We start from the raw sequence: 26,867 nt of genomic DNA, 5'->3' as shown, positions 1-26,867 counted from the left end.
TTGAACGCGGCCTTCACAGCTCACGAGCTAGTCATCGGACTTATTGCCGTTTCCGTTGCCATTCCCATTGCCGTTGTCGTTTCCCCGGCCAATGTCGCGGGCGTCAGGCTTCGAGGAGGATTCTTCCTTCGGCTTGGAATCGTCATTCGACTCTTCCTTGTCGTTGTCCTTCTCATCCGAGTTGGACTTGGATTCCTCTTCTTCCTTCGGCTTTGGCGGAGGCGGCTGGCGGCGGGCCGAGCCGAAGGAGCCGCGGTCGTATTCGTACACTGCCTCTTCCATGAAGTCCACCCAGAGCGGGGCGGCGTAGGTCGAGGAGTCGACCATCCACGGTGCCTTCTCGTCGTTGATCATCGCGCCGTGCATCTGGTTCTTCTCTTCACCGGCCTTGCCATCCAGACGGCCTACCCACGCCGCGGTGGAAATGCCGGTGGTGTAGCCGACGAACCAGGTCGATGAGGCGTAGTTGTTGGTCCCGGTCTTGCCAGCGATCGGGCCGGCTACCCGGCCCTTGGAGACGCGCTTGGTGGCGATCTTCTGCAGGGTGCCGTTCAGATCGGCAATATAGGTCGGGTCGATCTGCTGGGAGCAGGATTCCTTCTTGACCTTGTACTCGTTGCCGTCCTTATCGGTTACGCCGGTGATGGCGCGTGGTTCGCAGTATTCGCCCTTGTTGGCGAACGCCGCAAAGGCCGCGGCCTGGGACAGCGGAGTGATTTCTGCCGAGCCAATGACGAACGAAGGGTTCGCCGGGCTGATTGGAGCTGGCCCGCCCTTGGCACCTTGATCGAGCACCCCCAATTTCTCGGTGTAGTCGGCGATGGTGCACAGGTCGGTCTTGAAGGCCTCCTGGACAGTTGCGGAGTTAATCGACCAGTACAGGCCGGTATCCACGGTCATCGTGCGGTAGAAGCCAGGCGATGCATTCCTTGGTTCCCACTTTGAACTGACAGATGTCGTGCCGCCGGGAAGGCATGACGCACGCCACTTGGTTCCGGGCATGAAGGCCTGCTTCTTGGCATTGATCTTGTCGTACATGTTGTTGCCTTCGGACAGCCAGCCCAGCGTGGTGTACGGCTTCATGGTCGAGCCGCCCTGGAAGCCGCCGGCACCGCCAAGCGAACGCTCTACAGCGAAATTGTAGTAGGTGTTCTCGCCCGAGTTCTTAATTTCCGGACCGTAAGTGGTGTTCTGCGCCATGGTCAGGATCTTGCCGGTGCCCGGCTCGACCGAAACGATGGAGGAGTAGACATCCGTGTTGGACTTGGCCTTCGGATCAATGGCCTTCGCGGAGTCCTTGGCAGCCTTCTTGTTCAGCTTGCTGTTCAGGGTGGTCTTGACGGTCAGGCCCCCGCGGTACAGCAGGTTTTCGCGATCTTCCTTGGTCTTGCCATAGGTGTCATCGGCAAGGATCAAGTTGGTGACGTAGTCGCAGAAGTAGGCATTTTCCTTGGCCGCGGTGCAGCCGGAAGGCGAGATGCTCGGATCCAGTTCAAGATCCGACTTGACTGCCTGGTCGTATTCCTTTTTGGTGATCGCGCCGGTGCGGTACATGTTGCCCAGCACCTTGTTGCGGCGATCGATGGAACGCTCAGGGTTGTTGATCGGGTTGTAGACGTTAGGCAGCTGGACCATGCCGGCAAGCATGGCAGACTGCTGCAAGTTCAAGTCCTTGGCGTCGACCGAATAGAAGCGCTGAGCGGCAGCCTGCACGCCATACTCGCGACCCGAGAAGAGGACCAGGTTCAGGTAGCCCTCCAGGATCTCGTCCTTGGACATTTCCTTTTCGATAGCCACCGCATACTTCAGTTCGCGGATCTTGTCTGCATAATCCTTCTGGCCGGAGACGGTGGATTCTTCCGCACCAGTGAGCACCTGGTTGTTCACCAGCAGGTTGTTGACGTACTGCTGGGTCAAGGTGGAAGCGCCAGAGCGGCTCGAGGAGGTGAGGTTGCCGACAACTGCACGGGCGATGCCCTTGGGGTCGATGCCCTTGTGCTCGTAGAAGCGCTCGTCTTCCACCGAGATGATCGCCTTGCGCATGTTCGGCGAGATGTCATCTAGCTTCACAGGCTGGCGATTTTGCTGGTAGAAGGTCGCAATCGTCTTGCCGTCCGCGTCAAGGATCGTGGAAGGCTCCGGGATAGGGAGCTTCTCGAATGAGCTCGGGAGGGCGCTGACGATGTTGTTACCAGTGGTCAAACCGGTTTTAGCGATAGCTGCAATGGGCACGAGCATGCCTGCTGCGAGCACACCACACAGGGCGCTGATTCCGAAGAATGCAACGACTTTTCCCAGAGTGGTAGCTGTATCAAAAAAGGGGGACTTCTTGGCTGCCATACCCACTAGTTTACAAGGACGCGCTAACGTATCGAGTATGACTAAATGGGAATACGCCACTTTGCCGCTTTTGATTCACGCTACGAAGCAGATTTTGGACCAGTGGGGTGATGACGGCTGGGAGCTGGTAACCGTCGTTCCTGGACCCAATGGCTCATCTCCAGTGGCCTACATGAAGCGTCCGAAAGCCTAACGGGCATCAACATTTACTGAAGGAGAAATCCCATGCAAGAAGCTACTTCCTCGCGTGTCGAGGCTCGCCTGGCCGAGCTTGGCCATGCCTTGCCAGCTGTGGCAAAGCCGGTTGCGGCGTACCTGCCTGCCGTTACTTCCGGCAACTACGTTTACACCTCCGGTCAGCTTCCGCTGATTAAGGGTGAACTCACAGCGGTTGGAAAGGTTGGCGCCGAAGTTTCAGCCGAGGAAGCAAAGGCCCAGGCACAGACCGCCGCGCTCAACGCGCTGGCAGCCATCAAGGCGGAAATTGGTGATCTAGATCGCATTAAGCGCATCGTGAAGGTTGTCGGTTTCGTGTCGTCGGCACCGGACTTCACCGGACAGCCAGGAGTCATCAACGGAGCCTCCGAATTCTTCGGCGAAGTTCTCGGCGATGCAGGCCTGCATGCACGTTCGGCCGTCGGCGTAGCCGTACTGCCGCTGGATGCACCTGTCGAGGTTGAGGTCATCGCCGAATTTGAGTAATTCAGGCCAGTTTCCCGTTGCGCGGTCCCGACGGGCTTTCCCGTCGGGACCGCGCAGCGGCATGGTTCGACGGCTCTTCGACCTGCCGCCGCATCAGATTGCCACCGCCGAAAACTGGTTCTCTTTCGGTTCGCGCACCCCGCGCACCCCGCGGCGAGCGTCCTCTGTGTGCCTTGTGAGGGATTCCTCCCACGGTGTGGAAACCTACCTGACTTATCGCCCCGGGGGCTCTCCTCTGGGCAACGTAGCCTTCCCGGGCGGCAGCCATGAGACGAGCGACCGTGCCACCTACCAATGGTTCGGCCCGAGCCTGTCCCAATGGTCCAAGCGCATGGACTTGCTGGATCAGCAGCTGGTTCAGGCCTATCTTGTTTGCGCCATTCGCGAGCTCTTCGAAGAGACCGGGATCCTGCTGGCCGGAACCGACGAGCAATCCGTCGTTGAAATGACCGATGCCGAAGACTGGATGACCGCCCGCGAAGCCATCGCCGGACAAGATCTTGCCTTTGACGAATTCCTGCGCCGCCGCGGACTCGGTTTGCGTACCGACCTTCTGCGTCCTGTATCGCACTGGCTCAATCCGAACTTTGCCCTGCGCCGCTTCGACACCTGGTACTTCACCGCCACCGTGCCGAACCGCCAGGAAGCCTCATTGCTGCGTGGCAAAGGAAAATGGGGACGTTGGTCTGCTGCCGGAGACATCTTGGCAAAGCGCGGCACCAGCGAGCTGGGGGACAGCATTGGCCAACCGAACACGGTGAACCTCACGCTCTCGGAGATCAGCTACCCGGCGGTGGAAATGATCCTGGAGGCCATGGCGGAAGCCAACGGAGTGATCGCCTACCTCTCGCGGGCGCGATCGCTGAACCTCAAGCATCCGGATCTGCTGGTGCGCGATGGAATCTACTACCTGGAAGTCCTGGGATCCATCAGCGCCGAGTCCTCCCGGCCGTGGCAGACCACTGCCGGGCACTGAGCACACTGCTTAAAACACAACAGGCCGAAAATCCTTTGAGGATTTTCGGCCTGAAATGCTTTGTCGTACTTTAGCGCGAACGCTGGCGCAGGCGCTGGATGTCCAGGATCACGACGGCGCGTGCTTCCAGGCGCAGCCAGCCGCGCTGGACGAACTCGGCCAGGGCCTTGTTCACGGTTTCGCGGGAAGCACCAACCAGCTGAGCCAGCTCTTCCTGAGTCAGTTCGTGGGCAACCAGGATGCCGTCGGTAGCCGGGCGGCCGAAGCGGTCAGCCAGATCCAGCAGCGCCTTGGCAACGCGGCCAGGAACGTCAGAGAAGACCAGATCGGCCAGGGACTCATTGGTGCGACGCAGACGTGCAGCCAGAGCCTGCAGCAGCTGGATCGAGACCTCAGGGGAGTTCAGGATAGCCTTGCGCATGTTCTCGTGGCTCAGGCCAGCCAGGCGGGTTTCAGACACGGCGGTGGCGGTAGCGTTGCGTGGGTGTGGATCGAACAAAGCCATTTCGCCAAACAGTTCGCCCGGGCCAAGAACAGCAATCAGGTTCTCGCGACCATCCGAAGAGGTGCGGCCGAGCTTGATCTTGCCAGAAACGATGAAGTACAGACGGTCACCCTGATCGCCTTCACGGAACACCGATGCACCGCGGGACAGATCAACCTCGGTCAATTCTTCGGTTAGCGCGGTGAAAACTTCGTCACCAAGCGACGCAAACAGTGGCGCGCGACGCAGTACCTCGATATCCATTAAATCTCCTGTCAACAGTAGTAGGCGCTTACTTCATTGTGCCGTATTCGGTAACAATGTGACAGTTTCCACACGTGGTTTAACCAAGAAAATGTTGAAAATCACGCACATTCGACTAAAACTCGCGAATCTGCTCGCAGAAATCCATCAGCTTCTAAGGGTACCTTGGGTCTATACGAACTTAATGAATGAACTGGGGTCTGGGTGCTGGGAATTTTCAGCTGGCTCGATGTAGTCATCTGCGGTGTGTTGCTGATGTTCTTCATCGTTGGAGTTCGCCGAGGCTTCCTCCTGACAGTTGGCGACATGCTCGGCCTGCTCGTCGGTGGCGTCGCCGCATTCTTCGCGATCCCGTTGGTCTCCACTTTTGCCACGAACCCCTGGTGGCGTGTCGGGCTGATGATCGCCACCGCAGCGGTGCTGATCATCCTCGGCCAAGCGCTGGGACGGGTGATTGCCACCCGGATCCGGCACTGGATGAATGTCGATTTCCTGCGTGCGGCAGACCGCATTGCCGGTGGCGTGCTGTCGGTGTTCATCACCGCCACAATCATCGGTGGCTTGGCCTTTTCCACAGCAAGCATGGGCATTCCGAGGCTTTCGCTGGAGATCAGCAAGTCCAAGATGATCGACTCGATTCGCGGCCTGACACCCGAGTTTGTCGATGCGGCCATATCCACCGCACGATCCAAGGTGATCGCTGAAACCCTGCCAGCGTTCCTGGAGCCATTCGCGCCTCCGGTACAGGCGCCAGTGGACACCGAATGGGCCGCCAATGACCTGCAGCTGGCGGCCGCGCAATCGGCGGCCAAGATCTCCGGCACCGCCGTGCAGTGCGGCGTGAACCTGACCGGCTCGGGCTTCGTTGTCGACCACCAATTGGTCATGACGAATGCGCACGTGGTGGCCGGATTGAGCGCGGCAACCGTGGAAGTCGGCGGTGACGAAGTTCACCGCGGAAAGGTTGTCTATTTCGATCCCCAGGCGGACATCGCGCTGCTTTACGTCGAGGGACTGCAGGCTGAGCCCATCGACCTGGCCACCGATGACCTGATGCGTGGCGACTCGGCAACATTCGTCGGCCACCCGTCGGGAGGACCGCAGCAGATCCGCGGAGCGCTGATCGCCTCGCGCGCCTTCGTCTCCATCGCCAACATCTATGGCGAAGACCCGTCGCGGATTTCGGTCTACCAGCTCAGTGCGGAAGTGGCGCAGGGCAATTCCGGCGGACCGCTGCTGGATGAATCCGGCGACGTGGTGGGTCTGATCTTCGCCAAATCCCGCAGCGATGACGAGGTGGGCTTCGCCCTGAGCCTCGAAGAGATCGAGCGAGCCTTGGAACTCGGCAGCCAGCGGCGCACCAGCATCAAGACCGGCGACTGCGTTTCCGGCTGATGCCTGCGGCTACTTGCCGAGCAAATGCGCGAGCTGCTGCACCGCAAGCTTGTAGCCATGCACGCCCGCACCGATGATGATCGAGCTGGCTACCGGCGAGATATAGGAATGGTGGCGGAAGGCCTCGCGCTTGTGCACATTGGAGATGTGCACCTCGATGGCCGGCAGCTGCACGCCGCTGATCGCATCGGCCAGCGCTACCGAGGTATGGGTGAACGCACCGGGGTTCATGATGATGCCGACCGCGGTCGTGCGGGCATCGTGGATCGCGTCGATGAGCACGCCCTCGTGGTTGGACTGCACCGCGCGCACTTCCAGGCCGTAGGCGGCAGCGGTGTCGCTGGCCAGCTGCTCGACATCGGCCAGCGTGTCGTGGCCATAGATTTCCGGTTCCCGGGTGCCCAGCAGATTCAGATTGGGGCCGTTGAGCAGCAAGATGGCGTTCGATGCGTTCTCAGTCATGAACCCAAATCTATTACACGGAAGGCATAATCCAGCGTCGTTGCGCCGGGTCCGTAATACAAGAAGCCACCGTTCTTCCGCACCAGCGGTGCAGATGAACGGCGGCTCTTGGGGCAGCGCGTGCAGCGGCTACTTGCCCATGGACTGCGCGATCTGGCTCATGACCGTCGAATCCGAGAGCGTGGTGGCGTCGCCGACCTCGCGGCCTTCGGCCACGTCCTTGAGTAGGCGGCGCATGATCTTGCCCGAGCGGGTCTTGGGCAGCTCGGGCACCACCAGCACGTGCTTCGGCTTGGCGATCGGACCGATGTCCTTGCCCACGTGGTTGCGCAGGGTCGCCACGACATCCTCGCCCTCGGCAGGCTCGGTCTGCAGGATCACGAACGCGACGACTGCCTCGCCGGTGGTCTCGTCCTTCGCCCCGACCACCGCGGCTTCGGCCACGTACGGGTGGGCTACCAGCGAAGACTCGATCTCGGTGGTGGACAGGCGGTGGCCGGACACGTTCATCACATCGTCCACGCGGCCCAGCAGCCAGATGTCGCCGTCGTCATCCTTCTTCGCGCCGTCGCCGGCGAAGTACATGTTCTCGAAGCGGGACCAGTAGGTGTCCTTGTAGCGTTCCGTGTCGCCCCAGATGCCGCGCAGCATGGCGGGCCATGGTTCGCGGATGACCAGGAAGCCGCCTTCGCCGTCGGCCACGGATTCGCCGGCTTCGTCCACCACGTCAATGGCGATGCCCGGTACAGCGACCTGGGCCGAGCCCGGTTTGGTGGCGGTGACGCCCGGCAGCGGCGCGATCATGTGCGCACCGGTTTCGGTCTGCCACCAGGTGTCCACGATCGGAGCCGGGTGCTCCTTCTTCTCGCCGTTCTTGCCGTTGTTGGAGCCGATGACATCGCGGTACCACATCCAGGCTTCTGGGTTGATCGGTTCGCCCACCGAACCGAGCACGCGCAGCGAGGAGAGGTCGTAGCCGTCCGGGATCTCGCGGCCCCACTTCATGAAGGTGCGGATGGCGGTCGGCGCGGTGTACAGGATGGTGACGCCGTACTTCTCCACGATTTCCCACCAGCGGCCCTGGTGCGGGGTATCCGGGGTGCCTTCGTAGATCACCTGGGTGGCGCCGTTGACCAGCGGCGCGTAGGTGACGTAGGAGTGGCCGGTGACCCAGCCGATGTCTGCGGTGCACCAGAAGACATCGGTTTCCGGGTGCAAATCGAAGGTGTCGCGGTGGGTGACCGCGGTCTGAGTGAGGAAGCCGCCGGTGGTATGCACGATGCCCTTGGGCTTGCCGGTGGTGCCGGAGGTGTAGAGCACGAACAGCGGGTGCTCGGAGTCGTGGGGCACCGCGGTGTGCTCAGTGGCGGCGTTGCCGACCACGTCATCCCACCACTTGTCCAGCGCGCCGAATTCGGTAGGTTCGCCGTTGCGCTTGACCACCAGCACGTTTTCCACGGTGTGCCCCGGTGCTTCCAGGGCGGCATCCACTGCAGGCTTCAGCGGGCTCGGCTTGCCGCGGCGCCAGGTGCCATCGGCGGTGACCACGAGCTTGGCGTCGGCATCATCGATGCGGCTGCGCAGCGCGTCGGCGGAGAAGCCGCCGAAGACCACCGAGTGGATGGCGCCGATGCGGGCGCAGGCCAGCATGGTGATCACCGCTTCGGGGATCATCGGCAGGTAGACGGCGACGCGGTCGCCCTTGGCCACGCCCAGGGACTCGAAGGCGTTGGCGGCCTTCTTCACTTCCTCGGCCAGCTGTGCGTACGTGTAGCTGCGGGTATCGCCCGGCTCGCCTTCGAAGTAGATGGCCACGCGGTCGCCCCGGCCGTTCTCCACATGGCGGTCCAGTGCGTTATAGGCTGCGTTGAGCTTGCCGCCGACAAACCACTTGGCAACCGGCGCTTCAGACCAGTCGAGGGTTTCGGTGAAATCGGTGTCCCAGTCCAGTACCTGGCGGGCCTGGTCTGCCCAGTAGCCCAAGCGGTCTTCCTTGGCTGCGCCGTAGCGGGCCTGGGTGGCGATGGCTTGATCGCTGAAGTCCTTGCTTGGGGCAAAGGAGCGGGTTTCGGTCGACAGGTTGTCCAGGGTTTTCGAATCACTCACTGTGTTCGCGTCCTTCCACGTAGTCACAAATGTTTCTCTGTGATCAAAGTTACAGCCTCGGAGGATGAAGGTGTGCTTTGCGTCACTGCGATAACGGAAATCGGGTAATTTGTGCGCCAAGCGGTGGATTGAACGCGATGAACAGCATGCCGGGGCAGTGTCCCGGGGTGAAAACCCAGCGAGCTCATGACACGATCTAAAGCGTGGCGAAGAAACGTGAGAATGAAACCGAGCTGGGGCTGACGCGCCGGGCACGTAAGATCAACCGGGAACTGGCGCAGGCCTACCCCTACGCGGTGCCCGAGCTGGACTTCGAGACTCCCTTCGAACTGCTGGTAGCCACCGTGCTGTCGGCGCAGACCACCGACGTGCGGGTCAATGCCATCACTCCAGCGCTCTTTGCCCGTTTCCCCGACGCCCTCGCAATGAGCCAAGCCGAGCGTGCCGAGCTTGAGCAGCTGATCCGCCCCACCGGCTTCTTCCGCGCCAAGACGGATTCGCTGCTCGGGCTATCCGCTGCGCTGGTGGAACGCTTCGACGGCGAAGTGCCAGCCAAGCTCGACGAGCTGGTGAAGCTTCCCGGAGTGGGACGCAAAACCGCCAACGTCGTGTTGGGCAATGCCTTTGGCGTCCCCGGAATTACCGTGGACACCCATTTCGGGCGGCTGGCCAACCGCCTGGGCTGGACCGCTGAAACCGACCCGGTGAAGGTCGAGCACGCGGTGGGTGAACTATTCGAGAAACGCGACTGGACGATGCTCAGCCACCGGGTGGTCTTCCATGGCCGGCGCGTCTGCCATGCGCGCAAGCCCGCCTGCGGGGCGTGCGTTATCGCCAAGCTGTGCCCGTCGTACGGCATCGGCGAGGAAATACCGGCCAAGGCCAAAGCGTTGCTCAAGTATGAGCTTGCACCAGGACGGGAAGAACTGCTGGCGAAAATGATCGCCGGAGCAACTCGCCGCGAGCTGAGGGCTGAAGGATACGGATTGGACGCATGAGCGCACGCTTGGAATTGGAACAAGTCATCGCCCGCCACACGGCGCAGGTCGGGGCAACGCAGCGGCTGCCAAACGAGTGGGTGATGAACGAGATGGAGCTCGGTGCCGCGCGCCGGGCCGCGGTGCTGATCCTGTTCGGCGCGGCCGGCGAGGCAGTGCTGGAACCGCAGTCCCAGATGGACGACCTGGACCTGTTGTTCGTGGAGCGGGCAGCGACCCTGCGCAAGCATGCCGGGCAGATCGCCTTCCCCGGCGGCGGCATCGACCAGGTGGATCCGAGCGTTGCCAGCGCCGCTCTGCGCGAGGCATGGGAAGAAACCGGCGTGGATACCGCCGGCATCGAAGTGCTGGGTACCTTGGGGGAAACCGAGCTGCCGGTGTCGAACTTCCTGGTCACCCCGGTGCTCGGGTGGTGGCATACCGAATCCGAGGTGTATCCGGCGGACCCGGAAGAAAGCGCTGGGGTATTCCGCGCCCCGGTGGCGCACCTGCTGGATCCGAAGAACCGCTTGACCGGCGTGGTGCATCGCGGCACGCGGAAATTCAAGTCCCCGGCCTTCGATTTCGAAGACCGGATCATCTGGGGCTTCACCGCGATCGTGCTGGACCGTCTGTTCAACGAGCTGGGGTGGACCCGTCCGTGGGATAATCGGCGCGAACTGCGCATGGCCTGAGGCCGGCTATTTCGCGTCCGCGTAATTCCCTGAAATCGCTACGCTGACCGGGAAACGCGGCGAGGCCTGGCCGAACAGCGAGCGTCCGGCGAGCATGGCGGCGTGGCGGATTAGCTCCTGCAGCTGCCCGGCTAATTCGGTGGGGCATTCGAAGACAATTTCGTCATGGACGAAGAACACCTGGCGGCAACTTCGGCTCCACCCGGCCTGATGGATCAGGTGGCGCGCGTGGCCCATCCACACCAAGGCCCACTCGGCCGCGGTAGCCTGCACGACAAAATTCCTGGTGAACCGGCCACGGGCCCGCGCCGCCGAGTCAGCGGCCCGCTGCGATGCCTCATCGCTGGTTGCCCGCTGCGCCGCCAGCCACTGCTCATCTGCGGGAGGGCAGCCGCGGCCAAGGAAACTGCGCACACCTCCACCCTGTTCGCCAGCCTGTGCCGCCTGTCCGACAAAACGCATGGCGGTGGGAAAGCTGCGGGTCAGCGCCGCGCCGACGGTGCCCGAAGCACCGCCACCTCCGCCATAGATGACCGAGAGCATGCCCAGCTTGGCTTCATCGCGCGAAGCGACAAGCTTGGCGTCCAGCAGCCACTGGTACAGATCGTCTTGCTGGCCAGCCTTTTGCAGCTGCTGGTCATGGGAAATGGCCGCCAGGATGCGCGGTTCCAGCTGCCTGCCGTCGGCCACCACAAAGGTCGAACCTGCTGGGGCGCGAACGACCTGCCGGATGGAATGCGGCAATTGGAGCGCACCGCCACCTGAGGCCGCCCAACGTCCTGAAATGACGGTTCCCAGCACATAGTGCGGATGGAACCTGCCATTTTCCACCCATTGATCCAGCCAGGCATCGCCGTGGGTACTCGCAAGGCGGGAGAGCTTCTTGTATTCGAGGACCTCGGTAATCAGCGGATGCTTGATCTGCTCAAGTTCCCATGCCCGCACCGAGCTCACCGCGAAGCCGGCCTTGTGCAGGGCGCGCAGCAGTTCCTGCGGCGAATCGGGATTGAGTCCGGGACTGCCCAACGCCTCAGCCAGCTGCTGGGCCTTGGCAGCCAGCTTGGGAGGTCGTCCGTAGTCGGAGACGCGTTCGCCCAATTGCTCGCGCAGCAGGGCGCGGTGCCCGGCTTCATCCCACGGCAAGCCGGCCTCTTCCATTTCGCAGGCAATCACGGCGCCTACCGATTCGGCATGGATCAATAATTCCAGCCGACGGCGGGCATCGGGTTCTTGCGGCAGTGCGTCGCGTTGGGCAAGGTACATGGCGATCAGCTCGGCCAGCGACTCGCCGGTGACAGGTGCGGAGAAGAGCGCATCCTGGTTGGCCCATTCCCTGCCCTGGGGTGGCTGTTCAAAGTTGAAGTCATCGAGCGTCTTCGCGCTCAGCGGGGAACGGTGCAGGATGCGCTGCGCCAAGGAGAGAATGTAGGCCTTGGCCAGAAAAACCCCGGCTGCCGCGAGCGGCTGCATCCATGGGGTGGTGCGGAACATGGCCCAGCGGGGCGAATGCCGTGCCTCGGTTTCAGCGACGAATCCAGCCAGCTCTTCGCGGGAAACAGAGGAGACCGGCTGCAGCGAGTTGCCAGTGAGCTGGTCGCGGAGGTCGATGAGGGCATAGCCATCCGGGTCGGCGGCAAGGAAGGCGATGACACTCATGGATCTATTGTGCCGTGCCAGTGGACGATATCCCCAGCCGGTTGGCTGGCCGCACGCAAATGATTGGATGGATGCCACGCTCGATGCATGAAATGGCTATCAGAATCCCCATCGGCCCAGCCGCTGAAGGTTGCGCAACGATTTGTGATGACAGAATCGGATTTCGAACAGCTGCCTCCGAAGAGAACCGGCGCGCCGGCGGCTGGTGAACGCACTGCGGAGGATGAGCCGGTCTGCACCATCGTGAGCAACGACGCGCGGATTATTGAGCGATGCGCGGTGATCGCGGTCGGCGCGGCGGTGCGAATCAACCAATGCGCTGATCCGCAGCTTTTGCCCGGCGATGGCTCGGGACCGGTGCTGTGGGGCAGCGACATGGCAGCACTGGCCGAAAACACGAGCCGGCCGGTAGATGTGCTGGTCGGCATGGAAGATGGCGAGTCCCTCATCTGGACTCTGGCCAGCAGGATTCCCAAGGCACGAGTGGCTGTTCTGCCATCGGCGAGCCAATGGCTCGGCGAATACCTCGGCCTTTGGGCCATGCGGGCAGGACACGGGCACACGCTGGCGCTGAGTTCCACGGCCGGCGGGTTGGGGACGACAACCCTCGCCGTGCTGCTGGCGCACGCGGGAACGCTCAGCGGCCTGCGTAGCGCCATGATTGATTTGGATCCGCATTCACAAGGTGCATGGCCACTGGTGTGCGCGCAGCCGCCCGCCGGAATCGGCTGGGAGGAATTGCAGCAATCCGGCGGCGCGCTGGCGGCCCATCAACTGGCCGAAACTTTGCCGAAACTGCGCGATACAACCATCCTGACCTGGTCCCGAGCCAACCGAACGCAGGAGCTGGAAGACCAGCTGGTGATTCGGCTGCTGGCTGCGGCCCGGCAAGGATTCGATCTCGTCGTGGTGGATGCCGGACGTGCACCGCATCCGCAACGGTTGGCGATGAACCAGTTCATTGACCGGAATATCGCCACTGCCAGCTCCATGACCGTGCCAGCTTTAGGGGAAGTGGTGCTGTGCGGGGAGCAGAAACTGCGATGCACCCCTCAAGGTTTTCCGGAGATGCTTGGCGCCTTCCCTGTCATTCCGCGGATCAGCAAGGCCCTGGAGCGCGGACAGCTCTTCGACACTTTCAAATCCCGGGCACTGCGCCAGCACCTGTCCAACCTGTGCCTGATACCGCAGGTGAAGGAGCAGCGCCCATGAGCCCGGGACGGCACAGCCACAACGCCACCCCAGCAACGGTCGGACCCGTGCTGGATGCCAAGATTCTCGAATCAGTGCGTGAACGCGCGCTGCTCACCGGCGGGCAGCTGGACGCGATTGCCTTGGCCGGAGCCGTCCATGACTCGGGCGTGGCCCTCGGATCGCAGGGCGCCGCCCAGTCATTGGAATCGCTGCAGCACGAAGTGGCAGGACTGTCTGTCCTTGAGCCATTCGCCCAGCGGCCGGAAGTCACCGATGTCCTGGTGGACGGTCAGGGGAGGGTCTGGACTGATTCTCCGGCCGGACTGGAACCCACTGAATTCCGGTTTTCCTCTCCGGAGCAGGTGCGGACGCTGGCCGTGCATCTGGCGACCCTCGCTGGACGACGGCTGGATTCAGCGAGCCCATTCATGGACATGAGCTTGAAGAACTACCGCGTCCACGCCGTGCTGCCGCCGATTGCCACGGCCGGTCCTTTGATCTCGATACGAGTCAAGCGCAGTGCCCAGCTTGAACTGGGCATGGTCCTGGAAGGATCCCACGGGTTCTGGCTGCCGCTGCTCCAAGCCCTTGTCCAGCGCCAGATGAACTTCCTGATTACCGGCGGTACGGGCAGCGGAAAAACAACCCTGCTGCAAGCCATGCTGGCCGAGGCCAACCCGCAGCACCGATTGGTCATCGTCGAGGACTCGCAGGAACTGCAAGTGCCGCACCCGCACGTCGTATCCTTGCAAACCCGTTCGGCCAACGTCGAATCCGCCGGCCAAGTGGAACTGAAGGATCTGGTTGTCCAGGCCCTGCGCATGCGCCCCGACCGATTGGTCGTTGGCGAGTGCCGCGGGTCGGAGATACGCGATTTCCTGGCAGCGATGAACACCGGGCATCAAGGAGCGGCTGGCACCATGCACGCCAACAACCCGCAATCGGTTCCGGCACGCCTGGCGGCGCTGGGTGCGCTCGCCGGATGGAGTGTGCAGGCAACCGCGTTGCAGGCCTCCAGCGCATTGGATCTCGTCATTCACATGAACAGGGGCAGCCATGGGCAGCGCGGACCGGTGGCACTGAGCAGCTTGGAGACCGGTAGCGACGGCCAGATGCAGATGAGGCACCTGATCGATCTGGAGGCTGCCGAACCGTTTGCCGAATACGGTCGACGCTTCTTGGCGGACAGGTTCGGCCATGCACTCGCACGCAGCGTCGCCACGGCGCTGGATAACGAAAGCATCAAGGAGCATTGAACCATGCTGATCCTCATCTTGGGCGCGTTGGCCTTGTGGTTCTGGATTCCCGCGCACCCGGCCAGCAAAAGGGCTCCGGGCTCATTACTCAGTCGCTGGAACCGCGGGGGAGAACGCCGCCCGGCAGGAGAGCAGCTGCTGAGCACCGACGCACGGATCATCCGCGAATTATCGGCGCTGCTCCGAAGCGGTCTGGGGTTTCATCCAGCTGTTGATGTGTTGCTCGAAGCCGAAGACGACACCGGGGACATTATCGGTGCGCTCAAGGATCTCCAAGCGACACATCGGCTCGGCAACAGCGCACCCGGACCGGATGCAGCACAGGGAAAAGGACAGGGACCGGCGGTGCAACGGCTGCACTGGTGCCTGGAACTCTCCGAACGCAGTGGTGCCAGTCTTGCCGACGTCTTGGAACGGCTTGCCGAAGACCTCGAAAGCGCACTGGTAGCCCAGCAGGCGTTTGACGCGGCCATGGCTGGACCGAAAGCAACGACCAAATTGCTGACCTGGCTGCCGCTGGTGGGGTTTGGATTTGGCCTGCTTCTGGGCATTGACGTGCTGGGCACGATAGCGCGATCATGGGCGGCGCAACTCAGCGTGTTCATCGGGGCATTGCTGTGGATCGCCAATCGGATCTGGTGCGAGCGGCTCATGCATGCAACCTCTAGCCAGGCAATGTCATGATTCTCTTGATTCTGCTCTTTAGCGCTCTTGCCATCGCTTTGGCACTGGGGCCGTCCACTGCGCGAACAAGCGGAGAAGGCAAGGCAGCCCAATGGCTTTGGAACAGACGGCAGGACAACGACAAGCCAATCGAGCTGGTCCTGGATCTCAGCGCCAGCCTGCTGGATTCGGGAATGCCCATCACCGAGATCCTGGATCTGCTTGGAAACAGCATTGAACAGTGCGCGGTGCTACGCAGCGTCGCGCGCTGCCTGGAAATGAACATGGAGTGGGACAAAGCGTGGGAAGCCGTGCCTGCCTGGCTCGCGCCGCTGAGGAAGGCCCTGCACTTTGCGCACAGGACGGGCGCTCCGGCAGCCAACCTGCTGCGCAATACTGCGATTCTGCAACGCCGTGAGCATACGCAGAAAGTTGCACGCCTCGGCGCGCAATTCGGTACCCGTCTTGTGCTTCCCCTGGGAGCCTGCGCATTGCCGGCCTTCATCGCCCTAGGCGTCGTTCCACTGATCATCGCGCTGTTCCCAAGCTTCCAGTAAATCCCGGTCCAAGGTTATGCCCAGCTCGCAAGAAACCGATCTCTGCGCCGTCTGCGCTCGCCGAAGGTAGTAGCACAAGGTCCCCGGCATCGGCGCCGGGGACAGGTATCCAGAAAGGAAAACACAATGAACCGACGGTTCCGTGAAATCAGGGATCTGCTCCAGGAAGAGCAGGGATCCACCACAGCCGAATTCGCTATGGTCACCCTGGCTGCCGTAGCTTTTGCCGGCCTGCTGATCAGCATCCTGTCCAGCGGCGATGTACGCGGCATGCTGATGGGCCTGATCACTAAAGCACTGTCGCTGTAGGCCATGAGATTCAGTGATGAATCTGGCAGCAGCACCGCAGAATTTGCGGTGCTGCTGCCAGCAGTTGCGATCATGCTGTCCTTGGCTCTGTGCTTTGGTGTCGTTGGGATCCAACAGATTCAAGTTCAGCAGGCAGCCGGGGCCATGGCCAGGGAATTGGCCCGCGGCGAGGATGATGCCACCGCTCGCGCCAGCGGGGTTCGGCTAGCAGGAACCCAAGCCCGATTCTCGCTGTCAACATTCAACGGCTACTCGCAAGTGCACGTTAGCAAAACCGTGCGGCTTCCAATTGTCGGCAGCCTGCAGGTTCACGGACAAGCCAGCGTGGCAGTCGAATGAGCAAGCTGCAACGCCTCCGAAACGAACAGGGCAGCGGGACTGTCATGGCGACGGCGCTTGTCGTTGTTGCGCTGCTTATCGCTGGTGCGGTCTTGGCATGGGTTGCAGCAACACGAGCTGCGATGCAGGCAGCCAGCGCTGCAGACATGTCGGCGCTGGCTGCCGCAGATACGGCCCGTGGGCTGCGTCCTGGCGAACCCTGCACCGTAGCTGCGCAGCTTGCGCAATCCAGCGGTGCGCAGTTGGCATCATGCACGGTGGAACCCGGTGGCGAGTCGGTGCGTGTAGCAACCTTTGTTCCTGTCGGATTCCGTGCCATGGGCGTGGAACTGTATCAGGCCGAAGCCCGGGCGCGGGCCGGAGCGCCACCGCTGGATGCTCCGATGCCCTGAGCAGGCACATGGGTTCAGCGGTGGTGGGCTGGTTCCACGTCATCGAGCACGGCGGACAACAGCAAGATGGCGCCAGCCTTGTCCAACGGATTATTGCGGTTGCCGCACTTGGGGGATTGCACGCAGCTGGGGCACCCGTGCTGGCATTCGCAAGCCTGGATGGCATCTCGGGTGGCCCTAACCCAATCGGTGAAGCGCTCGAAACCGCGCTCGGCAAACCCTGCACCACCGGGCTGGGCGTCGTAGACGAAAATTGTCGGATGTCCGGTATCCATATGCAGTGCGGTGGATACTCCGCCAATATCCCAACGGTCGCTCGTGGCAACAAGGGGCAGCAAGCCGATCATGGCATGCTCGGCTGCATGCAAGGCTCCGGGGAATTGGTCAACCGCCAAGCCAGCTCGCAATAGCCGCTGCTCGGTCAGCGTGAACCAAACGGACTTGGTGTTCAGATCCCTGGCTTCAAGTTCCAGGGGCTCTTCTGAGAGCACCTCGTTGGAAACCACCGACTTGCGCTGGAAGGAAACGACCTGGGTGGTCACCGTCACTTCGCCGAAATGAATCGTCAGGTCCCGATGGTTGCGCTCGCGTTCCTCGGAATCGATGGCGACCGTGGTGAGATCGCGAGCTGTGGTGTAGTAGTCGGGATTGACCCGGGTCACGATCACAACGTGGTTCTGCTCGTCAAGTTCTTCCACATGGTAGCTCGCACCCTGGTGGACATAGATGGCTCCCGGATGCGCCTGATAATGCGTTTGCAGGGAATCCATGGTGCCGAGCAATGCGCCGGTTTCCGCATCGATGATGTCAACTGGTCCACCGCCATCGGCGCGGATGGAGAACATCGCCGCCGCATGCTGCGGATGTGTCCAAAACCATCCGGCAGGGCGTCGGCGCAAGTATCCGCGTTGCACCAGCGAATCCAGAAGCTGCTCGGTTTGCGGACCGAAAAGTTCGAGCTCTTCAGGGCGCAGGGGAGATTCTTGCGCGGCCGCGCAGAGGTGGCCGCTGAGCACATACTTGTTTTGCGGATCAAAGACCGTTGCTTCTACTCCCAAATCGAAGATGGCTTCGGGGTGATGCGCCAGGTAGGTGTCCAACGGATCTTCGGCCGCGACAAAGATCGCGAGCGCATCCTGGCCGGAACGTCCGGCACGGCCGATTTGCTGGAAGAACGACGCGCGGGTACCCGGCCAGCCAGCCACCACAACGGCGTCCAGACCAGCAATGTCGATGCCCAATTCCAGTGCCGAGGTCGAGGTGACGCCCAGCAGCTCGCCGCTGCGCAATTGCTTCTCCACCGCTCGGCGCTCATTGGGCAGGTAGCCCGAGCGGTAGGCCGCAAGCCGGACGGATAGTTCTGGAGCAAATTTTTCCAGATGCTTGCGAGTGAGCGTTGCGATGGTTTCAGCGCCCCGGCGAGACTTGATGAAGACAATGGTTCGAACATGGTCGGCCATCAGGTCGGTGAGGATCGAGGCGCTTTCGGCAACGGCGGTGCGACGTACTGGCGCACCGTTTTCACCTCTGTGCTCGCTCATCGGGGGTTCCCACAAAGCCATCACCAGTTCGCCGCTGGCAGAGAAATCATTGGTTACCGCTTGCGCTGGTGCTCCGATGAGGCGCCCGAAGGATTCTTCCGGGTCTGAGCTCGTAGCGGACGCACCGATGAACACCGGGTAATTGCCGTAATGGGCGCAAACGCGTCGCAATCGGCGCATCAGGTTGGCGACGTGCGCGCCGAAGACTCCGCGGTAGGAATGCGCCTCATCAATGATGATGTAGCGAAGGCGCTTGAAGAACCGGGACCAAGCCGGATGGTTGGGCAGGATGCCGCGATGAAGCATATCGGGATTGGTGAAAACGAAGTTGGCATGCTGGCGTACCCAGGCACGCGTTGCCTGATCGGTATCCCCATCGTAGGGAGCGGCTCGGACACCGGGAACCTTCAAGGATTCCACCGCGGATAGCTGGTCGGCCGCCAGCGCTTTGGTGGGGCAGATATAGAGCACCGATGCTCCGGCATCGGCATCGTTGAACCCGCTGTCCTTGGCTCTAAGCAATTGTTCCAAGCTCGGCATCAGGTAGGCCATGGACTTGCCCGAAGCGGTACCGGTGGAAACGATGGTGTGATGGCCGGCGTGGATGAGATTAGCCGCCTGGGCTTGATGCAGCCATGGCTGCTGGATGCCCAGGCCCTGGAAGATCTCGATGAGCTCGGCGCTGAGCCACTGGGGCCATGGGCTGGTGATCTCGTCCTTGGCAGTCCTGGTACGGCGGTGCACCACACCGTCAGGATCATTGGTCCGGTCGAAGGGATCTAAGAGAGAACGCACTGATTTCACGAGGACGCCTTCCGGACCGGGAACTGCTGGAGTTAAAGACTATCGCCGCGCTTGACGCGGATACGTCAAGCACGGCGATGAGAGCAATTGTGGAGGCTCTAGGCCTTGAACATGACAACCTTGCCCAGCGAAGTCCAGCCAAGTGAAGCATAAAGCTGCTGGCCATCGACCGAAGCGATCAGCAGGCCTTCATCCACGTCGTGTTCCTGGGCCAGCGAAGCCAGCGCACGCATGATCAATGTGCCTAGTCCCTTGCGGCGGAAATCGGCGCCGGTGATGATGCGGTCGAAGATCGCATATCCGTCGACTGCCGAGACGTGGCCGGAGGCGGCAACTACTTCCTGGTTGTCTTCAGGATGCAGCGACACATAGGCATGCGTGCCATCGCGTTCAATCTGGAAAACGAAGCCGTCTGCAGGCAGCGGGACCTCGACGTCGTGCACGGCTAGTTCTGTGACCATCAGCGCTTCGTCGTCGGCGGTAACCTGCAGCCCAACCTCGGTCGCCATGGCGACCAGATTTTCGGCGGAGTCGTCGAATGCCGTCAGGCGGCGATTTGGGTGCTTCGCCAAGGTCTCGGCGACTGCGGCGAGTTCCTCTTTGGAAGGGCCATAAATGACGTATTCCCAGTCTTCAGTGGTGTCGTGGCGCAGCGCAGCGTGGACTCGTCCTTCGTTACGAGTTTCATAACCACGAGCCCCAGCCCAGCCTGCTACCCAGGTGCCAATCAGTTCATCGCTTGCGTTTGATGCCATAATTTGACCCTACCTTGTCTTTCCTAGGAATTAGCTGACATTGAACTAATCGTTGCCTACTTGAAACTATCGCACTGTCCGAGAGCCGATATTCCCGGGAAAGATCAATGTGACATTGCTCTTTTCCTCGGCGTTTCGCGGCCCGAAGCTACTAACATTGTAGGGTGGCCATTCATCGCATAGTTCTGTATTACGCTTTTACTCCGCTCCCAGATCCGGAAGCAATCCGCCTTTGGCAGCGCTCTCTGCTGGAGCGCTGGGGCCTGCGCGGACGCATCATCATCTCCAAAGACGGCATCAACGGCACCGTGGGTGGCGAGATCTCCGCAGTCAAGGCCTACGTCAAGGCCACCCGGGAACTTCCCGCATTCAAGAAGATGGATATCAAGTGGTCTGAAGGCTCGGCTGAGGACTTCCCGCGTATCTCCGTCAAGGTTCGCGACGAGATCGTCACCTTCGGCGCCCCTGGGGAACTCGAAGTCGACGAGAACGGCGTGGTAGGTGGCGGCACCCACCTGCGCCCCGAAGAACTGCACGAACTGGTTGACAGCAGGAAGAAGGCCGGCGAGAAGGTGCACTTCTTCGATGGCCGCAACGCCTTCGAAGCGCAGATCGGCAAGTTCAAGGACGCGATCGTTCCTGACGTGGAGACCACCCGTGATTTCGTTGCAGAACTGGATTCGGGCAAGTACGACCACCTGAAGGACCAGCCGGTCGTCACCTACTGCACCGGCGGCATCCGCTGCGAGGTGCTCTCTGCTTTGATGGTCAAGCGCGGCTTCCAAGAGGTGTACCAGATGCAGGGCGGCATTGTCCGCTATGGCGAGAAGTACGGCGATGCAGGACTCTGGGAAGGTTCGCTGTACGTCTTCGACAAGCGCATGCACACAGCATTCACCGAAGACGCGGTGACTATCGGTGAATGCGTTGGCTGCCAGGGCCCGACGAACAAGTTCGAGAACTGCTCGAACCCCGCCTGCCGCAATCTGCGCCTGTTCTGCGAGGACTGCGCGAAGGATGAAGAGCTGCGACGCTGCCCAGAGTGCAGCACCGTGGACGCCTGATCACCGCATGGACCAACGGCGGCCCGGAGTGTCGAAGTCCGGGCCGCAGTCCTATCTTTCCGTCGCCGGCCACAAGCCGGTCGAGGCGTCCTTGACCTCGGTCTGTTCCACCTCGGTCCGGTAAATCTTCAGCCCGCGGGCTTGGTAATTCGGCAGCGCCGCCGGCCCGTCCAATGAGCACGTATGCAACCACACCCGGCTGACCGCAGGCAGCTGCGTCCAGCGCGAGCCCAGGGTCCAAGCCTGCCGCAGTGCTTCGCTGAGCAGCACTCCGCCGAGGCCGCGACCGGTAGCTTCAGGAAAGAGCCCGAAGTAGAAGATCTCGACTTCGCTGCCGGCTTCCACGACTTCCGTGACGAGCTCCACATATCCCTTGGGAGCACCCTGCTGGTAGAGCACCCACGTTTCAGAGCCGGGACGTCGGAGCACTTCGTCCCACTGCTCGCGGGTGGAATCCAGGCGATCAGCCCAGTTCAGCTCGCTGCCGACGCTCTGGTAGAGGAACCGCGAAAATTCCGGGGTGATCTCGTCGGCCAGTTCAATCCGGGCGTCCTCGGGCAGGGATTTGGACGAAGGGATGACCTCCGCAGGATTGAGCTGTTGCAGATAGGTCACGGTTACTTGGGTCATGCCCACATCATAGGCCGGGCCAAGTTGACTAGCCTAGCTCCCGCCGGTTGCGTTACTCGGTAGACTTGGCGTTGTGAATGCTGCTGAATTTTCTTCCATTGATGACGCTCCGCAGAGCCATAATCAACTGCTCATCGACTCGCTGGCCAAAGACCTGACTGCTGTCGGGTACAACTATGAAAATGTCGAGGGGCTGCTGGGCGAGGAAGCCGCCGCAGCATTTGCGCGCGACCAGCTGCACCCTGCATTGCGCAATCTGGACCGGCGCGGGGAGGATGTTCCTCTGGCTTGCGTAGTTCGCCTCTTCCAATTGGGCCAGACCCAGGAAGAAGCTGCCATCAATGCCGCCTTCCCGACGCTCAAGACCGACGGCCTGCTCAAGCTGGGGCTCGTCGAGTCCTGGGCCAGCGGTTACCGTGCCAAGATCGCCTTGGCACTGCATTCATCGGATGCCGATGGCGAATTGTGGGTGGCCCACGACTTGGGCGCACACCAGCGCCCCGGCGTGCTGCGCACTGACCATGTGCTCGGCATTGGCCAGGCTTCGCTGACCCTGGCGCAGATCACGATCCGCGCAAAGGTCGAGCGCGCGCTGGACTTGGGCACCGGCTGCGGCATCCAGCTCTTCCACCTGCTCTCGCATGCGGAACACGTCACCGCCACGGACCTGTCGGCCCGAGCCCTAGGATTCACCCGGTTCAACCTGATGCTCAACCACCAGGCCTTGGCGCTGGATCCAGAGAACCTCGATTCCCGGGTCACCTTGCTCCAGGGAAGCCTGTTCGAGCCGGTGGCGGGATCCACGTTCAATTTGATCGCCAGCAACCCGCCGTTCGTCATCACCCCGCGAAGTAGCACAGAGCGGGCCAAGGACCGTTTCACCTACCGTGATGGGGGAATGGCTGGCGACAGCTTGGTGAGCACCCTGATCGAGCAAGCACCCGAATTCTTGGAGCCGGGTGGTTCCATGCAAATGCTTTCAAACTGGGAGATTCCTCTTCTAGACGATGAATCGAACCAAGCATGGGATGCCCGGGTGCGCGAGTGGTTCGGCGACAAGCTGGACGTGTGGGTGATTGAGCGCGAGCAGACGACCCCAAGCGGCTACGCCGAAACCTGGTTGCGCGACTCTTCGCAGACCGAAGACAGTAGCTCGTATGTCTCCGCCTACAACGCGTACCTCGATGACTTCGAGTCCCGCGGCGTGGGGGCCATAGGCTTCGGCTTGGTGTACTTCCGCCGCCCGGTTGCAAGCCGCCCAGTCCTGCAACGCTACGAGCAGATCTCGCATCAGGTGGAACAGCCGCTGGCCCCGACATTGCAACGCGATATTGCGATGGCTGACCAGCTGGCAGCGGCCGGCGAAGGATACAAGGATTGGCACCTGCTGGTGCCTGAGGACGTCACCGAGGAACGCCACCAGCGTCCGGGAGCAGAGCACCCGGGCGTGATCTTGCTGCGCCAGGGTGCTGGCCTGCGCCGAACTGAATTGCTTGATACTGCGCAGGCAGGATTTGTTTCCGCCTGCGATGGCGAATTATCTGTATCGCAACTAGTCAATGCGCTGGAATCGCTGATAGGCGAGGGGCAGGAAGACTTCTCAGACGTGCTTTATGAAGCAGTGAAGCGGCTCTTGCGACATGGCCTGCTTCAGAAAATGTGAAACAAGCGCTAAAGTTTTTCCCTATGACACGGAACACAATTGAGGAACAAGGTGGAGCCGCCTCGCAAGATGCGGCAAAAATTCCACAAGTTGTCTCGATCACTGACCCCCAAGCGATTCGAGCGTTGGCGCATGACGCTCGACTGATCGTCTTGGATGAGCTCTTTGCTTCGCAGACCACCCGCACCGCTACGGAACTTGCATCGCTGTGCGCGTTGACCCCCAGCGCAATGAGCTATCACCTTCGAGCTCTGGAGAAGTACGGATACGTGATTCGTGCGGCCAGCGAGGGAGATGCCCGCGAACGCCGCTGGCGTGCGGCCGGTGAACGGCTTGAACTGAACACGCAGATCGACTCGGCCAACGCCAAGACCGCGTACTTGAACGTGCAGTTGAACGCATTCCGCACCCGTCTGAACGCTGAAGTGCAGCGTCGCGAGTCGGAGGCGAAGGCCGGAATCGCTCCAGACCCGGATCGTCCGCCGATGCTGACTAGTGGTTTGGTCTTCCTTTCTGAGGCCAAGCAACTGGAATTCAACCGGAGAATGCACGAGCTTGTCTGGGAATATGAAGCACAGGCAACGGCCGAGGAACGCAGTATTGATTCGCGGCGTATGTTCTACTTAATCTCGTTGCTTCCCGAATACCAGAGCAAGGGGGAGGCAACATCATAAAGATGCTTTGCTCAAAGCGCACAAATCCTTCGGTGTAAGATCATCGAGAAATGTGGCTATAGAGTAGGCATGAAGAACGAAGCTGCGATGGCGGATCGAGCAAGCCCCGGGAATGGGTGCCGAAGATCCGTGTTGTCTAAAGGAGTGCTGTGCCCCCCAAGGCCAAGGAAAAGACTGGTAAGAAACTCGTAATCGTGGAGTCTCCTGCCAAGGTGAAGTCGATCGCCAAGTATTTGGGCGAAGGCTTTGACGTGGATGCCTCTGTGGGCCATATCCGCGACCTTCCGCAGCCCTCAGAACTGCCAACCGAGCTGAAGAAAACCTCGGTAGGCAAGTTCGCTGTCGACCTGGACAACGACTTCGAGCCGTACTACATGGTCTACCCGGACAAGAAGAAGCGCGTTTCCGAACTGAAGGCGAAGCTCAAGGAAGCTGACGAACTTTACCTCGCAACCGATGCGGACCGCGAGGGCGAAGCCATCGCGTGGCACCTGCTGCAGGTCCTGAAGCCAAAGGTTCCGGTACGCCGCCTGGCCTTTACCGAAATCACCAAGGAAGGCATCGCCCGCGCCCTGGAGAACATGCGCGAACTGGATACCGACCTCGTCGACGCCCAGGAAACCCGCCGTGTCCTGGACCGCCTCTACGGTTACGAAATTTCTCCGGTGCTCTGGCGCAAGGTGGCCCGCGGCCTGTCCGCAGGCCGTGTGCAGTCCGTGGCAACCCGTCTGGTCGTTGAGCGCGAACGCGAACGCATGGCCTTCATCCCCGCCGGATACTGGGACGTGAAGGGCAACTTCGCTACCACTGACGGCGAAGCTTTTGCGGCAAAGCTGTCGGCAGTTGACGGCGCCCGTGTCGCCACCGGCCGCGACTTCGATGACCGCGGCCAGCTGAAGACGACCCGCAACAAGCTGGCTCACCTTGACCAGGAATCGGCCCAGTCGCTGGTAGCCAACCTGTCGAAGACCGACTTCGAGGTGACCTCTGTCGAGGATAAGCCGTACACCCGTCGTCCGGCAGCGCCGTTCACCACTTCCACGCTGCAGCAGGAAGCATCCCGCAAGCTGCGCTGGAGTTCAAAGATCACCATGCAGATCGCCCAGCGCCTGTATGAAAACGGCTACATCACCTATATGCGTACCGACTCGGTCTTCCTCTCTGGCGAGGCAGTGACTGCCGCGCGCAAGCAGGCCACCGAGCTGTACGGAGCAGATTCCGTTCCGGCCAAGCCACGCGTCTACAAGGCGAAGAGCGACGCGGCGCAGGAAGCCCACGAAGCGATCCGCCCGGCCGGCGACATGTTCCGCCGCCCGAAGGACGTCCGCTCATCGCTGTCCAAGGACGAATACGCGCTCTACGAGCTGATCTGGAAGCGCACCGTCGCCTCGCAGATGGCCGATGCCAAGGGCTTCACCGCTACCATCAAGCTGCAGGGCACCGCCAGCGATCAGCGGGTGGCAGAATTCTCGGCTTCCGGCACCGTCATCACCTTCCGCGGTTTCCTTTCCGCCTATGAGGAGGGCAAGGACGAGCAGCCTGTGGAAGCCGCGGCAGAGAATGCCGAGGCTCGTCTGCCGCAGCTGGCCGTGGGCCAGCAGCTGGCTGGCGACGAGCTGACCGCACTGGGCCACGAGACCACCCCGCCAGCTCGCTACACCGAAGCGTCGATCGTGGCTGAGCTGGAAAAGCGTGAGATCGGCCGCCCGTCGACCTACGCGCCAACCATCTCCACCATCATGGACCGCGGCTACGTCACCAAGCGTGGCGGCGCCCTGGTGCCGAGCTGGATCGCGTTCTCGGTGATCCGCCTGCTCGAAGAGCACTTCGCGAAGTATGTGGACTACGATTTCACCGCCCGGCTGGAAGATGATCTCGATGAGATCGCCAACGGCCAGCGTGCCCGCACGGACTGGCTGAACCTGTTCTACTTCGGCAAGGGCGCGGATGCCGAGACCGAGGGCTTGAAGCATGTGGTCGACAACCTGGGCGATATCGACGCCCGGGCGATCAACTCGATCAAGGTCACCGATGACATCACCTTGCGTGTGGGCAAGTTCGGCCCGTACCTGGAGCGCGCCATCCCGGAAGGTGCCGAGGAAGGCACCGAGCCGCAGCGCGCCAACGTGCCTGAGGACCTGGCTCCGGATGAGCTGACTGCCGAAAAGGCCGAGGAGCTCTTCGCCAATTCGCAGGTCTCGGAGAAGGATCTGGGCAATGATCCGGAAACCGGTCGCAGGATTGTTGCCAAGGATGGCCGCTACGGCGCCTACGTCACGGAGATCATCCCGGAGCCAACCGCAGAGGAATTGGCGGCGCTGCCGGTCGAGTACTACAAGAATGGCAAGCCCAAGCCGCCGAAGAAGCCAACCAAGGTCAAGCCGCGCACCGCGTCGCTGTTCAAGTCCATGACCGTGGAATCGGTGACCTTGGAAGAAGCCCTGAAGCTGATGAGCCTGCCACGTGTGCTGGGTGCTGACGCCGAAGGCGAAGAGATCACCGTGCAGAACGGCCGCTTTGGCCCGTACCTGAAGAAGGGCAGCGATTCGCGCTCCATCGAGAGCGAAGAGCAGATCTTCACGATCACCCTGGACGAAGCGCTGGAGATCTACGCGCAGCCGAAGCAGCGCGGCCGGCGTGCCGCAGTGCCTCCATTGGCTGAGTTCGGCGTCGACCCGACCAGCGAAAAGAACATCGTGGTCAAGGACGGCCGCTTCGGACCGTACATCACCGATGGCGTCACGAACATCACCGTGCCACGCGGCACCTCGCTGGAGGAGCTGACCCGCGAGCAGGCTATTGAACTGCTGGCGGACAAGCGTGCCCGCGGACCGGTGAAGCGCACGGCAAAGAAGGCCCCGGCCAAGAAGCCGGCAGCCAAGAAGGCCCCGGCGAAGAAGGCAACGGCCAAGAAGACCACCGCAAAAAAGACTGACTAGTCTTTCTTGTCAGGCCTAACGAGGAGAGCA

Annotated in this window: 25 protein-coding genes; 17 read left to right on the top strand and 8 right to left on the bottom strand. The window is 61.6% G+C overall.

Annotated elements, in window-relative coordinates; genetic code table 11:
• Nucleotides 1-27: 27 nt before the first annotated feature.
• Nucleotides 28-2,340, bottom strand: a complete 2,313-nt coding sequence (locus JOE62_RS13470; protein WP_204722731.1) for a transglycosylase domain-containing protein — start codon at nt 2,338-2,340, stop codon at nt 28-30.
• A gap of 37 nt (nt 2,341-2,377) precedes the next feature.
• On the opposite strand from JOE62_RS13470, the gene JOE62_RS16840 reads away from it, so the two are divergent.
• The 3 genes from JOE62_RS16840 (at nt 2,378) to JOE62_RS13460 (ending at nt 4,018) form a co-directional block, all read left to right on the top strand.
• Nucleotides 2,378-2,533, top strand: a complete 156-nt coding sequence (locus JOE62_RS16840; RefSeq protein ID WP_013349841.1) for a Sp36 family protein — start codon at nt 2,378-2,380, stop codon at nt 2,531-2,533.
• A 32-nt stretch (nt 2,534-2,565) separates the two neighbouring features.
• A complete protein-coding gene (locus JOE62_RS13465) occupies nt 2,566-3,042 on the top strand; it encodes a RidA family protein (RefSeq protein WP_073705829.1) in 477 nt (158 codons plus the stop codon).
• A 61-nt stretch (nt 3,043-3,103) separates the two neighbouring features.
• Entirely contained in the window at nt 3,104-4,018 is a 915-nt protein-coding gene (locus JOE62_RS13460; protein WP_038991698.1) for an NUDIX hydrolase, read from the top strand.
• Between the two features lie 70 nt (nt 4,019-4,088).
• Here JOE62_RS13460 and JOE62_RS13455 read toward each other — a convergent pair whose 3' ends face one another.
• Nucleotides 4,089-4,766 carry a Crp/Fnr family transcriptional regulator gene (locus JOE62_RS13455; protein ID WP_131088916.1) on the bottom strand — a complete coding sequence of 226 codons (678 nt, stop codon included), beginning with the start codon at nt 4,764-4,766 and terminating at the stop codon, nt 4,089-4,091.
• Nucleotides 4,767-4,970: 204 nt separating this feature from the next.
• Between JOE62_RS13455 and JOE62_RS13450 the strand changes: the two genes are divergently transcribed.
• The gene (locus JOE62_RS13450; RefSeq protein ID WP_204722730.1) at nt 4,971-6,161 is read left to right on the top strand and encodes a MarP family serine protease; all 1,191 of its coding nucleotides are present in this window, start codon (nt 4,971-4,973) and stop codon (nt 6,159-6,161) included.
• Between the two features lie 9 nt (nt 6,162-6,170).
• Here JOE62_RS13450 and aroQ read toward each other — a convergent pair whose 3' ends face one another.
• Both aroQ and acs read right to left on the bottom strand, forming a co-directional pair.
• Entirely contained in the window at nt 6,171-6,623 is a 453-nt protein-coding gene (gene aroQ / locus JOE62_RS13445) for a type II 3-dehydroquinate dehydratase (protein ID WP_204722729.1), read from the bottom strand.
• Between the two features lie 129 nt (nt 6,624-6,752).
• Nucleotides 6,753-8,729 (bottom strand): acetate--CoA ligase, encoded by a 1,977-nt coding sequence (gene acs, locus JOE62_RS13440; RefSeq protein ID WP_204722728.1) that lies wholly within the window; start codon nt 8,727-8,729, stop codon nt 6,753-6,755.
• 203 nt (nt 8,730-8,932) lie between these two features.
• Here acs and nth point away from each other — a divergent pair, with 203 nt between their 5' ends.
• Both nth and JOE62_RS13430 read left to right on the top strand, forming a co-directional pair.
• The gene (gene nth / locus JOE62_RS13435; protein ID WP_204722727.1) at nt 8,933-9,727 is read left to right on the top strand and encodes an endonuclease III; all 795 of its coding nucleotides are present in this window, start codon (nt 8,933-8,935) and stop codon (nt 9,725-9,727) included.
• The gene (locus JOE62_RS13430) at nt 9,724-10,401 is read left to right on the top strand and encodes an NUDIX hydrolase (protein WP_204722726.1); all 678 of its coding nucleotides are present in this window, start codon (nt 9,724-9,726) and stop codon (nt 10,399-10,401) included. The genes nth and JOE62_RS13430 overlap by 4 nt, the downstream gene beginning before the upstream one ends.
• A 6-nt stretch (nt 10,402-10,407) precedes the next feature.
• On the opposite strand, the gene JOE62_RS13425 is transcribed toward JOE62_RS13430, so the two are convergent.
• A complete protein-coding gene (locus JOE62_RS13425; protein ID WP_204722725.1) occupies nt 10,408-12,057 on the bottom strand; it encodes a bifunctional 3'-5' exonuclease/DNA polymerase in 1,650 nt (549 codons plus the stop codon).
• Between the two features lie 87 nt (nt 12,058-12,144).
• Between JOE62_RS13425 and JOE62_RS13420 the strand changes: the two genes are divergently transcribed.
• The 7 genes from JOE62_RS13420 to JOE62_RS13390 all read left to right on the top strand — a co-directional run bounded on the left by JOE62_RS13420 (nt 12,145) and on the right by JOE62_RS13390 (nt 16,767).
• Entirely contained in the window at nt 12,145-13,269 is a 1,125-nt protein-coding gene (locus JOE62_RS13420; protein WP_204722724.1) for a CpaE-like family protein, read from the top strand.
• On the top strand, nt 13,266-14,507 hold the full coding sequence (locus JOE62_RS13415) for a TadA family conjugal transfer-associated ATPase (protein WP_204722723.1): 1,242 nt from the start codon (nt 13,266-13,268) through the stop codon (nt 14,505-14,507). The genes JOE62_RS13420 and JOE62_RS13415 overlap by 4 nt, the downstream gene beginning before the upstream one ends.
• A 3-nt stretch (nt 14,508-14,510) precedes the next feature.
• Entirely contained in the window at nt 14,511-15,191 is a 681-nt protein-coding gene (locus tag JOE62_RS13410; RefSeq protein ID WP_204722722.1) for a type II secretion system F family protein, read from the top strand.
• Nucleotides 15,188-15,727, top strand: a complete 540-nt coding sequence (locus tag JOE62_RS13405) for a type II secretion system F family protein (RefSeq protein WP_204722721.1) — start codon at nt 15,188-15,190, stop codon at nt 15,725-15,727. Before JOE62_RS13410 ends, JOE62_RS13405 begins: the two co-directional genes overlap by 4 nt.
• A gap of 126 nt (nt 15,728-15,853) precedes the next feature.
• A complete protein-coding gene (locus JOE62_RS13400; protein ID WP_038991688.1) occupies nt 15,854-16,036 on the top strand; it encodes a DUF4244 domain-containing protein in 183 nt (60 codons plus the stop codon).
• Between the two features lie 3 nt (nt 16,037-16,039).
• Nucleotides 16,040-16,375: a TadE family type IV pilus minor pilin gene (locus tag JOE62_RS13395; RefSeq protein WP_204722720.1), complete on the top strand. Its 336-nt coding sequence runs from the start codon at nt 16,040-16,042 to the stop codon at nt 16,373-16,375.
• The gene (locus tag JOE62_RS13390; protein WP_204722719.1) at nt 16,372-16,767 is read left to right on the top strand and encodes an Rv3654c family TadE-like protein; all 396 of its coding nucleotides are present in this window, start codon (nt 16,372-16,374) and stop codon (nt 16,765-16,767) included. The genes JOE62_RS13395 and JOE62_RS13390 overlap by 4 nt, the downstream gene beginning before the upstream one ends.
• 14 nt (nt 16,768-16,781) lie before the next feature.
• Here the strand turns inward: JOE62_RS13390 and JOE62_RS13385 are convergent, their stop codons facing one another.
• Both JOE62_RS13385 and JOE62_RS13380 read right to left on the bottom strand, forming a co-directional pair.
• Nucleotides 16,782-19,112 (bottom strand): DNA 3'-5' helicase SftH, encoded by a 2,331-nt coding sequence (locus tag JOE62_RS13385; protein WP_204722718.1) that lies wholly within the window; start codon nt 19,110-19,112, stop codon nt 16,782-16,784.
• Between the two features lie 98 nt (nt 19,113-19,210).
• Complete coding sequence (locus JOE62_RS13380; RefSeq protein ID WP_128471034.1) at nt 19,211-19,867, bottom strand: GNAT family N-acetyltransferase; 657 nt, start codon at nt 19,865-19,867, stop codon at nt 19,211-19,213.
• Between the two features lie 164 nt (nt 19,868-20,031).
• Here JOE62_RS13380 and trhO point away from each other — a divergent pair, with 164 nt between their 5' ends.
• Entirely contained in the window at nt 20,032-20,931 is a 900-nt protein-coding gene (gene trhO, locus JOE62_RS13375) for an oxygen-dependent tRNA uridine(34) hydroxylase TrhO (RefSeq protein WP_204722717.1), read from the top strand.
• 51 nt (nt 20,932-20,982) lie between these two features.
• Here the strand turns inward: trhO and JOE62_RS13370 are convergent, their stop codons facing one another.
• Nucleotides 20,983-21,561, bottom strand: coding sequence for a GNAT family N-acetyltransferase (locus tag JOE62_RS13370; protein ID WP_204722716.1), 579 nt, complete (start codon nt 21,559-21,561; stop codon nt 20,983-20,985).
• Between the two features lie 73 nt (nt 21,562-21,634).
• On the opposite strand from JOE62_RS13370, the gene JOE62_RS13365 reads away from it, so the two are divergent.
• The 3 genes from JOE62_RS13365 (at nt 21,635) to topA (ending at nt 26,837) form a co-directional block, all read left to right on the top strand.
• The gene (locus tag JOE62_RS13365; protein WP_204722715.1) at nt 21,635-23,224 is read left to right on the top strand and encodes a DUF7059 domain-containing protein; all 1,590 of its coding nucleotides are present in this window, start codon (nt 21,635-21,637) and stop codon (nt 23,222-23,224) included.
• Nucleotides 23,221-23,898, top strand: a complete 678-nt coding sequence (locus JOE62_RS13360; RefSeq protein WP_338085794.1) for an ArsR/SmtB family transcription factor — start codon at nt 23,221-23,223, stop codon at nt 23,896-23,898. The genes JOE62_RS13365 and JOE62_RS13360 overlap by 4 nt, the downstream gene beginning before the upstream one ends.
• Before the next feature lie 149 nt (nt 23,899-24,047).
• Nucleotides 24,048-26,837 carry a type I DNA topoisomerase gene (gene topA, locus JOE62_RS13355; RefSeq protein WP_204722714.1) on the top strand — a complete coding sequence of 930 codons (2,790 nt, stop codon included), beginning with the start codon at nt 24,048-24,050 and terminating at the stop codon, nt 26,835-26,837.
• The last annotated feature ends 30 nt before the right edge of the window (nt 26,838-26,867 follow it).

Origin of the sequence: Glutamicibacter nicotianae (genome assembly GCF_016907615.1) — a bacterium.
In the GTDB taxonomy this organism is placed as follows: Bacteria; Actinomycetota; Actinomycetes; order Actinomycetales; family Micrococcaceae; genus Glutamicibacter; species Glutamicibacter nicotianae.
The sequence above is the reverse complement of the archived record's forward strand: the minus strand, read 5'-3'. Positions and strand labels throughout refer to the sequence as shown.

Excerpts from the sequence above, each read along its gene's own strand:
- JOE62_RS16840 (WP_013349841.1), top strand. The coding sequence starts at position 2,378 with ATGACTAAATGGGAATACGCCACTTTGCCGCTTTTGATTCACGCTACG.
- JOE62_RS13390 (WP_204722719.1), top strand. The coding sequence starts at position 16,372 with ATGAGCAAGCTGCAACGCCTCCGAAACGAACAGGGCAGCGGGACTGTC.
- JOE62_RS13465 (WP_073705829.1), top strand. The coding sequence starts at position 2,566 with ATGCAAGAAGCTACTTCCTCGCGTGTCGAGGCTCGCCTGGCCGAGCTT.
- JOE62_RS13420 (WP_204722724.1), top strand. The coding sequence starts at position 12,145 with ATGAAATGGCTATCAGAATCCCCATCGGCCCAGCCGCTGAAGGTTGCG.
- JOE62_RS13415 (WP_204722723.1), top strand. The coding sequence starts at position 13,266 with ATGAGCCCGGGACGGCACAGCCACAACGCCACCCCAGCAACGGTCGGA.
- JOE62_RS13405 (WP_204722721.1), top strand. The coding sequence starts at position 15,188 with ATGATTCTCTTGATTCTGCTCTTTAGCGCTCTTGCCATCGCTTTGGCA.
- JOE62_RS13380 (WP_128471034.1), bottom strand. The coding sequence starts at position 19,867 with ATGGCATCAAACGCAAGCGATGAACTGATTGGCACCTGGGTAGCAGGC.
- aroQ (WP_204722729.1), bottom strand. The coding sequence starts at position 6,623 with ATGACTGAGAACGCATCGAACGCCATCTTGCTGCTCAACGGCCCCAAT.
- JOE62_RS13370 (WP_204722716.1), bottom strand. The coding sequence starts at position 21,561 with ATGACCCAAGTAACCGTGACCTATCTGCAACAGCTCAATCCTGCGGAG.
- JOE62_RS13470 (WP_204722731.1), bottom strand. The coding sequence starts at position 2,340 with ATGGCAGCCAAGAAGTCCCCCTTTTTTGATACAGCTACCACTCTGGGA.
- JOE62_RS13460 (WP_038991698.1), top strand. The coding sequence starts at position 3,104 with ATGGTTCGACGGCTCTTCGACCTGCCGCCGCATCAGATTGCCACCGCC.
- JOE62_RS13455 (WP_131088916.1), bottom strand. The coding sequence starts at position 4,766 with ATGGATATCGAGGTACTGCGTCGCGCGCCACTGTTTGCGTCGCTTGGT.
- JOE62_RS13410 (WP_204722722.1), top strand. The coding sequence starts at position 14,511 with ATGCTGATCCTCATCTTGGGCGCGTTGGCCTTGTGGTTCTGGATTCCC.
- JOE62_RS13430 (WP_204722726.1), top strand. The coding sequence starts at position 9,724 with ATGAGCGCACGCTTGGAATTGGAACAAGTCATCGCCCGCCACACGGCG.
- JOE62_RS13425 (WP_204722725.1), bottom strand. The coding sequence starts at position 12,057 with ATGAGTGTCATCGCCTTCCTTGCCGCCGACCCGGATGGCTATGCCCTC.
- JOE62_RS13395 (WP_204722720.1), top strand. The coding sequence starts at position 16,040 with ATGAGATTCAGTGATGAATCTGGCAGCAGCACCGCAGAATTTGCGGTG.
- JOE62_RS13400 (WP_038991688.1), top strand. The coding sequence starts at position 15,854 with ATGAACCGACGGTTCCGTGAAATCAGGGATCTGCTCCAGGAAGAGCAG.